At 43.8% G+C, this 12403-nt stretch carries 14 protein-coding genes; 3 read left to right on the top strand and 11 right to left on the bottom strand.

The features are described 5' to 3' along the window. Nucleotides 1-11 precede the first annotated feature (11 nt). The 4 genes from ACXACN_RS18910 to ACXACN_RS18895 are packed head-to-tail and all read right to left on the bottom strand — an operon-like array spanning nt 12 to nt 3476. Entirely contained in the window at nt 12-884 is an 873-nt protein-coding gene (locus ACXACN_RS18910; protein ID WP_474966555.1) for a 3-hydroxyacyl-CoA dehydrogenase family protein, read from the bottom strand. After that, a complete protein-coding gene (locus tag ACXACN_RS18905) occupies nt 874-1452 on the bottom strand; it encodes a TetR/AcrR family transcriptional regulator (RefSeq protein WP_474966553.1) in 579 nt (192 codons plus the stop codon). The genes ACXACN_RS18910 and ACXACN_RS18905 overlap by 11 nt, the downstream gene beginning before the upstream one ends. Nucleotides 1453-1480: 28 nt before the next feature. After that, on the bottom strand, nt 1481-2260 hold the full coding sequence (locus ACXACN_RS18900; RefSeq protein ID WP_474966551.1) for an SDR family oxidoreductase: 780 nt from the start codon (nt 2258-2260) through the stop codon (nt 1481-1483). A 4-nt stretch (nt 2261-2264) separates the two neighbouring features. Further along, nucleotides 2265-3476 (bottom strand): acyl-CoA dehydrogenase family protein, encoded by a 1212-nt coding sequence (locus tag ACXACN_RS18895; protein ID WP_474966550.1) that lies wholly within the window; start codon nt 3474-3476, stop codon nt 2265-2267. A 444-nt stretch (nt 3477-3920) separates the two neighbouring features. Here ACXACN_RS18895 and ACXACN_RS18890 point away from each other — a divergent pair, with 444 nt between their 5' ends. Further along, complete coding sequence (locus ACXACN_RS18890; RefSeq protein ID WP_474966549.1) at nt 3921-4481, top strand: CotY/CotZ family spore coat protein; 561 nt, start codon at nt 3921-3923, stop codon at nt 4479-4481. A 39-nt stretch (nt 4482-4520) separates the two neighbouring features. Here ACXACN_RS18890 and ACXACN_RS18885 read toward each other — a convergent pair whose 3' ends face one another. Both ACXACN_RS18885 and ACXACN_RS18880 read right to left on the bottom strand, forming a co-directional pair. Continuing rightward, nucleotides 4521-5003 carry a hypothetical protein gene (locus ACXACN_RS18885; protein WP_474966547.1) on the bottom strand — a complete coding sequence of 161 codons (483 nt, stop codon included), beginning with the start codon at nt 5001-5003 and terminating at the stop codon, nt 4521-4523. 5 nt (nt 5004-5008) lie between these two features. Further along, a complete protein-coding gene (locus tag ACXACN_RS18880; RefSeq protein ID WP_474966545.1) occupies nt 5009-5470 on the bottom strand; it encodes a DinB family protein in 462 nt (153 codons plus the stop codon). A 151-nt stretch (nt 5471-5621) separates the two neighbouring features. On the opposite strand from ACXACN_RS18880, the gene ACXACN_RS18875 reads away from it, so the two are divergent. Next, nucleotides 5622-6458, top strand: coding sequence for an STAS domain-containing protein (locus ACXACN_RS18875; RefSeq protein ID WP_474966543.1), 837 nt, complete (start codon nt 5622-5624; stop codon nt 6456-6458). Nucleotides 6459-6473: 15 nt separating this feature from the next. Here ACXACN_RS18875 and ACXACN_RS18870 read toward each other — a convergent pair whose 3' ends face one another. Further along, nucleotides 6474-7253 carry a nucleotidyltransferase domain-containing protein gene (locus ACXACN_RS18870; protein WP_474966541.1) on the bottom strand — a complete coding sequence of 260 codons (780 nt, stop codon included), beginning with the start codon at nt 7251-7253 and terminating at the stop codon, nt 6474-6476. Nucleotides 7254-7324: 71 nt separating this feature from the next. On the opposite strand from ACXACN_RS18870, the gene ACXACN_RS18865 reads away from it, so the two are divergent. Beyond that, nucleotides 7325-8278 (top strand): nuclease-related domain-containing protein, encoded by a 954-nt coding sequence (locus ACXACN_RS18865; protein ID WP_474966539.1) that lies wholly within the window; start codon nt 7325-7327, stop codon nt 8276-8278. 170 nt (nt 8279-8448) lie between these two features. Here ACXACN_RS18865 and ACXACN_RS18860 read toward each other — a convergent pair whose 3' ends face one another. The 4 genes from ACXACN_RS18860 to ACXACN_RS18845 form a co-directional block, all read right to left on the bottom strand. Beyond that, a complete protein-coding gene (locus tag ACXACN_RS18860; RefSeq protein WP_474966537.1) occupies nt 8449-9708 on the bottom strand; it encodes a glutamate-5-semialdehyde dehydrogenase in 1260 nt (419 codons plus the stop codon). A 20-nt stretch (nt 9709-9728) separates the two neighbouring features. Next, on the bottom strand, nt 9729-10859 hold the full coding sequence (gene proB / locus ACXACN_RS18855) for a glutamate 5-kinase (RefSeq protein WP_474966535.1): 1131 nt from the start codon (nt 10857-10859) through the stop codon (nt 9729-9731). A gap of 39 nt (nt 10860-10898) precedes the next feature. Further along, complete coding sequence (gene proC, locus ACXACN_RS18850; RefSeq protein WP_474966534.1) at nt 10899-11741, bottom strand: pyrroline-5-carboxylate reductase; 843 nt, start codon at nt 11739-11741, stop codon at nt 10899-10901. 316 nt (nt 11742-12057) lie between these two features. Next, nucleotides 12058-12387 (bottom strand): thioredoxin family protein, encoded by a 330-nt coding sequence (locus tag ACXACN_RS18845; protein WP_474966533.1) that lies wholly within the window; start codon nt 12385-12387, stop codon nt 12058-12060. Between the last annotated feature and the right edge of the window lie 16 nt (nt 12388-12403).

Below are 12403 nucleotides of genomic sequence, written 5' to 3'. Positions count from 1 at the left end.
CGCTTTCCTCCTCAACTTTTTACAGGACTCTCATACGTGTAGAAACCCTTCCCTGTTTTGCGACCGAGCTCTCCCGCTTTCATTTTCTCTTCCAGCGTTTTAGATGGACGGTCTTTCGGATCGCCTGTTTCCGCAAATTGTTGCTGCATGACATAATAACCAACATCAATTCCCGACAAATCCATCAATTCAAACGGTCCAATCGGATGGTTCAGTGCTTTCTTCACAATTTTATCGATATCTTCATAACCGGCGTATCCAACCTCATACAAGCTCATCGCTTCTTTTTGTATGGCAAACAAAATGCGGTTGGCGATAAATCCCGAGATTTCCTTTTGCAGGAGGACTGCTGTTCGATTCATGTCTTCGCATACTTTCATAGCAACAGCTCCTGTTTCTTCTGAGGTGTGTTCACCTTTGACGACTTCCACACAATCCATCACGAGTGGCGGGAAGAAAAAGTGCATGTTGCACACCTTTTCAGGCCTGGACGTTGCATCAGCAACCAAAGAACTGACGATGGTGGATGAATTGGTCGCAAAGATCGTATGAGACGGTGCATACGCATCCAACTCGGCAAACACTTCCCGTTTTACTTCCAATTTTTCAACGACAGCTTCAATAACTAGGTCCGCTTCAGATACCGCTTCCTGCAGGTCTGTTGTAAATTGAAGGCGGGCAAAAGCATCTTCACGTACGTCTTGAGTAATCTTTTCTTTTTTCACCCACCGATCCATAATCCCTGTCAGCTTCACCTCAGCCTTTTCCAAAGATTCCTGACTGATGTCCTGAAGCTTGGTTTCATACCCGGCTAATGCACCGAGCATAGCAATCTGATGTCCCATACTGCCCGCTCCGACAACCGCTAAATGTTTAATGGTCATTGGTCTCCTCCTTAATTCCGCTGAAAATCAAACGCATATATACATGCACCAGTGACTGTTCATCCACCTCTCCGTCAGGTTCGTACCAAAAATAACTCCAGTTTGCCATCCCTAAGACCGCATAAGACAACATATCCGCACGCAAGTCTTTCTTGAATTCTCCAGTCTTCATCCCCTCTTCCAACACATGCTGAATATTCGCTTGAAACTGTTGGCGTTTCGGCAATATGATTGCTGTCTTTTCATCACTCAGATGTCTCATTTCTTGAAAAAAGACAAGCGCACTATGACCGTTGGTGCGTATATTTTGAATCAACAATTCTACGATGTGATACAATTGATCACTTCTGGAAAGGTCCTTATTATTGATGATCCTCTCCTGCCCTTCCAAAAGGTGATCAATAAACGATTGATGAATATGAACGAGCACATCTTCTTTGTTCTTGAAATAGTAATAAAATGTCCCCTTCGTCACTCCGTTCGCTTCAACAATGTCCTGGATTGAAGTGGCCTGGAACCCCTTTTTACCGAATAATTTTATAATCGTGTCCATCATTTTTTGTTTCATCTCTACCGTCCTAACTAAACAAAATCCATTAACAAGAGGCGTGCATACCACCATCGACAACAAGAACGTCTCCAGTTACATAATTGGATGCTCGACTTGCCAGAAAAAGAGCAGCTCCTTTTAACTCCTCCTCTGAACCGAATCGGCCGAGAGGGGTCCGATCAAGTATGAAATCTCCACCGTGCTCAAGCACACCTTTCGACATTTTAGTCGGGAAAAATCCTGGTGCGAGCGCGTTCACCTGAATATTATGCCTTCCCCACTTCACAGCAAGATCCTTCGTAAATGTGATGACCGCCCCTTTGCTCGCATTGTAACCGACCGTCTCCATAAACCTTGGATCCGCTCCACCCAGGCCGGCAACAGAAGCGATGTTGATGATTTTTCCTGATTTTTGCTTGACCATATGCTCGCCGACCTTCTGGGACATAAGAAAAGTCCCCGTCACATTGACATTCATAACCTTCTGGAAAGCTTCGAGCGGCATGTCGAGGGTCGGCGCTCCCCATGTAGCCCCACTGTTGTTAACAAGAATATCGATCGCTCCGAATTTAGCGATCGTTTCATCGACAACACGGTCAATATCTTCAGGGTTCGTCACATCGCATTCAAGGGCTAGGGTTTCCACATCACATTCACTTGCCAGTCGGAGCGCCGTCTGCTCACACGCCTCTTTTTTGCGGGAACAAACAATGATATTCGCTCCTGCTTCCGCAAGACCTTCTGCTATTTGCTCACCAAGTCCACGGCCGCCTCCCGTAATCAATGCCGTCTTTCCCTTCAAGTCAAAAAGATCTTTTACATGCATGATTTCACTCCTCGTATTTGGATAATTCAAGTTTTGCAATTTGTCTCCTGTGAACCTCATCAGGTCCGTCAGCCAGCCTCAATGTACGGGAGTTCGCCCACTGAGCAGCTAAAGTGAAATCATCACTGACCCCAGCCGCTCCATGAGCCTGGATCGCACGATCGATGACTTTCAATGCCATATTCGGGGCTACTACCTTAATCATCGCAATTTCTGTTTTCGCTTCTTTATTACCAACGGTGTCCATCATATAAGCCGCTTTCAAAGTAAGCAGCCGAGCCTGTTCAAGCTCAATCCTGGAATCGGCAATCCATTCCCGGATGACTCCCTGCTCGGCTAAAGGACGATGAAAGGCTTCTCTTTTTTGTACGCGCTTACATAATTCTTCAAGCGCTCGTTCCGCAGCCCCAATCAATCGCATGCAATGATGAATTCTTCCAGGGCCAAGACGCCCTTGTGCAATAGCAAACCCCTTTCCCTCTCCCCAAATCATGTTTTCCTTCGGTACACGGACATCGTGGAAATCTATCTCCGCATGGCCATGAGGAGCATGGTCGTATCCGAACACAGGCAACATGCGCTTCATGTGAACACCTTCTGTATCCAAAGGGACAAGAATCATCGACTGCTGCTCATAACGATTAGCTTCTGGATCTGTTTTCCCCATAAAAATCGCTATTTTACACCTTGGATCTCCTGCTCCTGAAGACCACCACTTTCGACCATTGATCACATAATCATCACCATCTCGTGTGATGCTTGATGTAATGTTCGTCGCATCAGAAGAAGCCACATCTGGTTCGGTCATCGAAAAACAAGAGCGGATTTCCCCTTCCAAAAGAGGTTCCAGCCATTCGTCTTTTTGAGCATCACTTCCATAACGGGCTAGCACTTCCATATTTCCCGTATCAGGTGCATTGCAATTGAAAATCTCGGGACCTATGAGCGAGCGTCCCATCATCTCACAGAGCGGAGCGTATTCAAGATTTGAGAGGCCTGCTCCATATGTATCATCAGGTAAAAATAAATTCCAAAGCCCTTCCTCTTTGGCTTTCGATTTCAGCTCTTCCATAATTGGAGGCACTTTAGAAAAGCGATTCTTTTGTGCATTTAACTGGTCCTCATACACCGACTCATTAGGATAAACCTGTTCATCCATAAACCGTTGGAGCTTTTCCAGGTACCCTTTCACTTTCTCAGAGTAATCGAAGTTCACCCTTTTCCCTCCTTCTCCAAAAACATACCAAACGGTTAGTATGCATCCATTTTATACCTACTATTCTGAAAATTCAACAAAAGTGAATGAATATTCATTTACGCTGATCAATTCGTAGCTGCCAACTAAGGCCTTTACTGTGGAAGAGGCCGTTCATAGACCATTTTCGTCCGGCTATGTGAACTGTAAAAGCAAAAAAAAGATGCCAGTGTACGCTGGCATCCATACCGTAGGGAAATTTTCCATGGTCTGTGGTAAACCATGAACCTTGAGCTTGTATGAACTCTTAGTACTATAAGATATGCCTCTATCCTCTCGTTGCCTTGGCGTTCACCTAACATTTTACAATCTATGAAGATTCTTAGAATCATAGGCCTCTATACAAGCACTCTCTATTAAATTCCATAAAATGTATAGAAAAAGATAAAGGAGGCGAATGTTTTTATGAGTTGTAAAGGAAAAGATAAGGACTGTGTGCGTGATGTTATTAAAGAAATCATCAAGGCACAAGATGAAGTGGCTGCTTTGATGGACAACGGTTGCTGTGATGTCAGCTGTGACCGATCCATTCGTGATCTGCTGTCACCTGCTGATGAGACACCACGCAACACAACCATCCCGTTCATTTTGTACTGCAAAGACTGCAAACCATTCATCGGTAGTGGAGTAATTCGTAAGCACGTAAGAATGTCTGAAAGCACATATCTTGATTGCTTGAGCTCTCCTATTTTTAGAGCGAAAAAATTCACGAACGATGGCAAATGCGTCAAACTTGAGCTTTTAATTCCTGTAAATACAGAGGGGTCACAACCAGAGAGATCTTGTAAGAAAAAAGACGTTTGTGACTATTTCCCAGGAAACTCGATCCGTAACCTTCGTGCGACAGGCGTCTGCATAACTGTAGACCTTGACTGTTTCTGCAGCATTTCGTGTTTAGAGCCGACGACACCATTGATGGCAACACGTCATGAAGCGAACGACGCTATGTCTCAATTTGAAGAATAATTTAAAAAGCGTGCAAGGAACCTCGTTCCTGCACGTTTTTTAAATAATTTTTACTGCGATCGGATAGTAAGCTCGCGTCGTTTTTCCATCCCCATGCTTCCACTGAACCCCTATACGGTAGAACTTTTCAACTCCATCCAGGCCATAAACTTCAAAACTCATCCCTTTTACAGATTTTGTTCGGACTGAACCTGGTTTTATTTCATCATAAGAGATGATGTCAGGATCTCTACTAGAAAAAGAAAGCTTCAATTCTGTCCCTCGCTCCAATGTAAACTTTTTGATATCGAATTCATGCTTCAACTGCGTGAGGGAACGTTCCTCTTCAGGAGCCGTACAATTTTTTTCGTGGGTACAGACGACTTTTCCACCGAGTGAATAGGTCTCCCCTTTTATTTCTACAGCTATTTGTTGAATGGAATCTTTATTCAAAACCCCCTGCTTTTCACTTCCTTCCCCAACGACATAACTGACAATAATAAGAATGACTAAGCCTGCAAGAGTGGCACTGTATTTTTTCATAAAAGCTAACCTTTCACTACTGGATTGATTCCCCACCATCCGTTGCGCTTACGGATGGTTACAATTTGACCGATATGGTAAGCATTGTGCATAAATAAACTCGAAAGCGTCTCTGCCCACATCTCCAATTTTTCTTGACTGCAGGAAAGAAGCTCTTGTCTGAACATCGTCATAACGTTATGAAATTCAGCCAATCGAGCATGCCACTCCAAGTGTCCGTGATTTTGAAATGTGTCATAATGTCTTGGGTGTTCGGCGACTTCCTCTCCCCGGAAGCGACTCAGGTACCGTTCGTTGTAAAAATAAAGATGATGGACGATCTCCGCAATCGAATGGGGTTGATCTTGATGTTTTTCTACCGCCTGTGGTTCTTCCAATTCCTTTACAGCATAATTGAAACAGACGAACCAGCTATTCTCATCATGGATGGATTTCAACTGCTCTACTAACACTTCCCTTAAAGCCATTTCACCACCTCCTTCTTTGTATGTTCCCTTTTTTATAAACCTTAAGTCAATCCTATTGGAAATGAGTAGTTATACCATTTATAATAGGAATAACTGATGATCCTCTCACCCCACGCAAATAGAGGCTCATAGAACAGAGAGGAGCTTGTGAATGGAATCCAACCAGGCTTTACATGACTTTCTTTTGGAGAAAGCAGAGGTCTTAACAGAAGAATGGTACGATTCGTTAAATCAACATGATGTATCAGGGGTATATGCAGCCCGGGATACAGAAACCATTAACAATTTAAAAGCTCAAAATTTTGAATTTCATAAATATATGCGTCAACTTTTTATTTTGGAGCGCGATGAATTCTTTAAACAGATCAACGGCTGGATTATCGATGTCGGGCGTGATCCCCACCACCTAGAAACCCCTACACACGAAATCATCAGGGAGTTCATGCGCGTTCGTGAACAGTACATGGATTTTTTGGAAGAGTTTATCCTTCAACATGATGCCCCCATTTCCCGCGATTTGGAAAATGAATGGCAGCGGTTATTAATCGAAGTCTTCGATGAAATCATGATCAAGGTCACGGAAGAAAAATCAAATCAGCTGAATAAAAAGATTGATCAGCAACGGACCGTGATCAATGAATTGAGTTCACCTCTTATACAGTTATCCAATGAACGAGCCCTTCTTCCTCTTGTGGGTAGTATTGATACGGAGCGGGCTACAGCCATTTTGGAAAACACTTTGAAAAATTGTACGGAAGAAGACATTGATGTCCTCTACATCGATCTCTCCGGTGTTTATCTGGTCGACACAATGGTAGCTCAACAAATTTTTCAATTGATCGATAGTTTGCAATTGATCGGTGTTTCCTCAACCGTAGTCGGTATTCGACCTGAAATCGCTCAGACAGCGGTTCAACTCGGGGTCGACTTTAAAAATATCACAACAACGGCGACGCTCTCCCAGGCGATGGCCGGCCAATCTTTCTAAATGATAGAACTCCCATTACGAGGGAGTTCTATTTTTCATTTCTGCAATCATTCTCTTCAAAAATGGCAGGGTGTACGTTTCTTGTCCCCAACACTCTTCAAGCCACTCCAGGTGTGTATCCATAATCTCAGCCATTTGGACGACAGCTTTTTCATGGTGGTCCAATGAAATGTGACGATATACGCTTTCTATCTCCCGCACGTGAGAGGACGGTAGCGAACGCGGAACAGCCTTCAACCCCAGTTGCGCTCGATCCGGTGCGAATTTTTGTAATAAGATTTTCGCTACATTTACCCCTATATCCTGGGCTACCTTCACAGCCCAAAGGTCATTCCCACGCTCTGCTGCTTTTTTGTATTGTAGAAAAAAGAAAGCCACATCATCGACCGCATATAAAAAGTCCTGAGCATCCAAATCGAGGTTCTGATGCGTCTCATGTTTCTCCATACGTTTTTCTGGATCGTAAAGAACACGAAAAAAATCTTTATGTACGAGCGTTTCGTCTGTAACAGTAAAAAGGTCGACATGCAGCAAGTTTTCATATACAGCAATGATTTGCGGAGCGATAATAAAGATATCATCATAAAAAATGATGCGATCGTAGCTTTGTAGATGCTTTTGCCTATTTTTCAGAAAAGACTCCTTATCCTCCTCGTCGACCAACACATACAGATCCACATCAGAGTGTTCGTCTTCCTCCCCGCGCCCCATTGAACCTTTAAGAAACACAGCCTTCACAAGATCATCGCTTTTCAAACTTTCCGTTATCGCTTCAACTGCTTCTCTCTGTCTCATCCAATCCCTCCTAAAAATAAAGATTACACCATCATATAGTAGAATCAAATTTTTGTAAAAGGAGTTTTTATATGTCACGAGAAAAATCACCAGAATTTCAGAAGCTTGAATCTCTTCTTCATAGGATCTCCTCCCACCACCCTCAGAAAGACGAAATAGCAAACCATCTGGGCCGTTTATCTGCCGGACACTATGGCGAATCTACAGCGGATCATTACATGAAGTACTTGCCGGGGAAAAGCCTGCAGGATGTCCGACTTCACGATGGCGTCCGACCTTTTCAGATCGATGCTCTCCTCCTTTCTCACGAATGCTTGATCATTCTAGAGGTGAAGAACTACAAAGGAGAGCTCCAGTTCGATCTGGATCAACGGAAGCTCATAAGAACGACAGAAGGAAAAAGTGAGATATTTCAGGATCCTTTTGTACAAGTAGAATTGCAGGAATTCCAGTTGCAACGCTGGATCCAAAGCTCTCCATTTCCCTCCATCCCTATCTACTCTTTCATAGTCATCGCTAACTCGAACGCCTCCCTTTCCTTTAAAGGAGAAGACCACAACAAACGACAAAGGGTCCTTCTCGTTAAACAACTTCCTACTCACCTGACAGCCTTTATGAATAGTTTCAAAGGAGAACAAGTGTGGACAGACGCTCACTTGAATGAATTTCCCTCATGTATTGAAGCAGAATACACCCTTTACCAATCGGATGTCATGAAGCAGTATAAAATAGCTGAAGATGAGCTTATTTGGGGCGTGCGCTGTCCTTCGTGCGGCTTTCTTGATATGGCCCGACGCCGTGATCACTGGCTTTGTGATCGGTGTGGAGGGAAATCGAAGGATGCGCATTTGCATTTGTTGAGAGATTATCAATTGCTGATTGGAGAAACGATTACAAATGCAGAGTTTCGTGAGGCTGCTGAGATTGGATCTGTGAAGGTGGCTCGTACTCTCCTAAACCAATGTTGCACCCACAACAATCGTCACTCGAAAGCAAGAAAATATACGATAGATTTAGTTAGGTAACTTTCAGTAGTCGTTAAGTCACTTTCCTTACTAGTTAGGACACTTTAAAATTCGTTAGGACACTTTGTGGCACCGTTAAGTCACTTTCCACAACCGTTAGGGCACTTTCCTACCCTCCACAGTATAAAAAAGAAGGGAAACTCTTAAGAGTTTCCCTTCTGCTAATAATCTTATCGGATTTGGCCGGTACCCTTCATCAAGAACTTCACTGTTGTCAGTGCAGGAAGTCCCATTGGGCCGCGGGCATGCAATTTTTGTGTGGAAATACCGATTTCGGCTCCGAAGCCTAGCGCACCACCGTCTGTGAAACGTGTGGATGCATTGTGATAAAGAGCGGCAGCATCCACAAGGGCAAAGAATTGCTTTGCTGCTTCTGCATCTTCGGTCACAATCGCTTCTGAGTGTTTCGTGCCGTACGTTTCGATGTGTGCGATCGCGTCAGTGAGATCGTCAACAGCTTTCACGGCAATATCTGTGCTCAAGTATTCGCTCGCCCAGTCTTCTTCGCCGGCAAGGACAGAGCCAGGGATGATATCCAGGATATACTCATCGCCGTGTACAGCAATGTTGTTTTCTTTCAATGCCGCGATAAGTGCATCTTTATTCTCGTTCAACCACTCTTTGTGGACAACGAGTGTTTCTGCAGCGTTACATACCGCCGGGCGGTCTGTTTTCGCGTTCACGAGAATGTTGATCGCTTTTTCAACGTCCGCATGCTTATCTACATAGATGTGGCAGTTTCCAACACCTGTTTCAAGTACAGGGACCGTCGCGTTTTCAACAACCGCTTGGATCAATTTGCCACCACCTCGTGGAATGAGGACGTCAATGTGTTCTTTCATTTTGAAAAGTTCATTTGTTGCTGCGCGGTCTGTAGATGCGATGAATTGCACGGCTTCTTTTGGAATCTTCGTTTCTTCCAAACCACGGTGCATAACTTCAACGATGGCCTGGTTGGAGTTGATCGCGGAAGATCCACCTTTCAGAACAATCGCATTCCCGGATTTAAGCGCAAGGCCTGTCGCATCAACGGTAACATTCGGACGTGCTTCATAAATCATACCGATAACGCCTAGAGGTGCAGTGACTTTTTCAACTTGCAGACCGTTTTCAAGTGTCCAATCTGTCAGTACTTTACCTGTTGGATCTTCAAGTTTAGAAACGTCACGCAGCCCTTGAGCAAAATCAGCTACACGCTCTTGGGAAAGGGATAGACGATCCATAAATGCGTCAGTGAATCCTTTTTCACGGCCATTAGCCAAATCTTTCTCATTGGCTGCCAGAATCGTTTCATATTCACGTTCTAGTACATCGGCCAAGTGATTAAGCGCCTCGTTCTTCTCTTCTTCAGTAAGAATCATCAATTTTTTCGAAGCTTTCTTCGCTTCAATTGCTTGTGCTTCAACGTTCACATTTGTTGTTAGTGTCATCAAAGACCTCCTTGATTATTTTAAACGCCTACGGGCAGGGCAACTTCTAAGTGGCAGACAAAATCTTTACGTTCGATTGCTGCTTGTTCATACGATTCGAGTTCAGGTTCAGTCAGGCTGATCATTTCTTCCATCTCTTCTGAAGAATAATTAACAACGCCTAGTCCGATTTCTTCTCCATCAAGGTCGTGAATGTGGACTACGGCACCTTTTTCAAAACGTCCTTTCACGTGGTGAACGTTCGTTGGTAGAAGGCTCTTCTTCATTTCAACGATTGATTCTTTTGCGCGATGGTCGATAATGACTTCCCCTTCTGGTCCTGAGTTGAAGGCAATCCACTGTTTCTTTTGATCAAGGTTTTCAGAATCTGTCGTTGTTTCAAAATACGTTCCTGTTGCATTTCCGTATACAGCATCATAAACGATGTTCGGTGTGTTTGCTTTTCCTAAGAAGGAAGAGATACCGGATGCCATGGAAATTTTGAATGCGTCAATCTTGGATTTCATACCGCCTGTACCAACAGCACTACCTGGGTCACCAGCTGCGGCTTCAATTTCTGGGGTGATTTCGTGGACTTTATCGAGTAGTTTCGCATCCTCATTTTTTCTAGGGTCTGCATCGTAAAGTCCGTCAATATCGGAAAGGATGATCAGTTGATCTGCATCGACAAGTCCTGCGACTTTTGCAGAAAGGGTATCGTTATCTCCGAATTTCAAACGGTCGATCGTGATCGTGTCGTTTTCATTGACGATTGGGATAATGCCGCGTTCGAGCAGGACATTAATTGTATTACGTGCATTGTTGTAACGATCTTCATCAGAGAAGTCACTACGTGTAATGAGAATTTGAGAACCCATATAACCGTGGGATAGGAAAAGATCGGAATAAGATTCCATCAACAATCCTTGGCCAATGGATGCGGCTGCTTGTTTTTCAGGTAATGAGCTTGGGCGCTCAAGGCAACCTAGCTTACGATACCCTGCAGCTACGGCTCCTGAGGATACAAGTAGAACTTCGTGGCCGTCGTCTTTCAGTTGAACGACTTCATCTACTAATTTTTCTAGTTTACGGCGGCTAACTTCACCGTGCATGCTGGTGAGGGAACTACTCCCTATTTTAATTACTACCCTTTTTTTATCTTGACTCAACATATCACTCCTGTTTAACATTTTCGCGTCGATTTGGTCTGTTTACTTACTGCCTACAAGTAGTCCTTCTAGTTCTTTACTCAATTCTTTCGAACGACTGGCTGCTCCTTTAATCGCTTCAGAGATCGCGTGGCCTCCACCAGCCTCATTTAGAGCGTCTAGACCAGCGGCTGTTGTGCCATTCGGAGATGTCACATTTTCGCGTAATTCTGTCGGGCTTTCATCACGTTCCAGCATCATTTTTGCTGCTCCAAGTAATGTTTGGGCTCCGATTTCGCGTAGCGTTTCACGATCCATGCCTTCTGCACGACCGGTTTCTTCAATGTGCTCCATCAAGTAATAGAAGTAAGCAGGTCCGCTTCCGGCAATTCCAGTAAAGACGTCCATTTTATCTTCTTCAATGACGAATACTTCGCCAATGGATTTCAATAATTCTTTTGCAACAAGTACATTGTCCATATCTGCAAAACGTCCTGGCGTAATGGCTGTCGCTGATTCGCGAAGCATGCTTGACGTATTCGGCATCACACGGATGACTTGCTGTCCTTCATTCAATCGTTCTTCCATATAAGATGTTGAGATTCCCGCAAGTACAGAAACAAGTACTTGGTTTGGTGTCAATTTATCTTTTAAATCGGCAAGAACTGCATCAATATCTTTTGGCTTCATTGCCAAAATGAATTGGTCGACTTCTGCAAAGTTCAATTCATCTTTTAATACCGTGCGTACGCCGTATTTATGATTGATTGTGTTTAAACGTTCTTGATTACTTCTATTGGTTACGATGATGTTCTCAGCTGGAATATTACCGGATTCCACCATGCCTGAAATCATCGCTTCAGCCATAGAGCCTGCACCTAGAAAAGCAATCGTTTGTTTAATCATATTGGGTTAATCTCTCCCGTTCGCATTTTTTGTTCGCTTTGTTTAAGACGTTTTTCATCATAACATTGAGCAATACTTATTCAAGGGGTTTTCTGCAAGTCGGGTCTATATACGCCAATTAGTTAGTGTAAACGGTTTCATGGAGAGATATTTCTTATTCATCGCTTCTCATCGCAAATAATCTCGTCTCAGACATATATTTGCGCATTGAATTTTCAAGAAAAGCCGGAGAAAGCAAAATTGAGCGAATTATCAGACTATATATGCCGCATAAGATGGCATAAAAAAACCACCTGTTGAGGGGTTCAACAGATGGTTATTCTTCATTAATGAAATGATTTAGTTTGGCCAGTTGCTGGTTCAGCTCTCCGATCGGAACAAAGCGGGCCTTACGGAATAGTTCTTTTCCTTCGGCGTAGATCAAAACGGCAGGGACCGTCATGACTGCAAACTCCCCGGCTACTTGCGGGACTTCATCAGCGTTTACGTGCCTGGATTCAATTTTAGGATACTCCATCAACAAACCTTCTACTTGTGGAAGCAAGCCATGACAGACGGAACATCCCGTCCTAGAAACATAAACAATCGAAAGTGGTTGTTCGTTAACGAATGCGTGGAGTTCTTCAATGGTATTTATGGATTCCACTCTTCTCACCTCTGTT

This window comes from Halobacillus sp. AWM4_238 (assembly GCF_056158265.1).
This window is presented reverse-complemented; position numbering and strand designations above follow the sequence as displayed.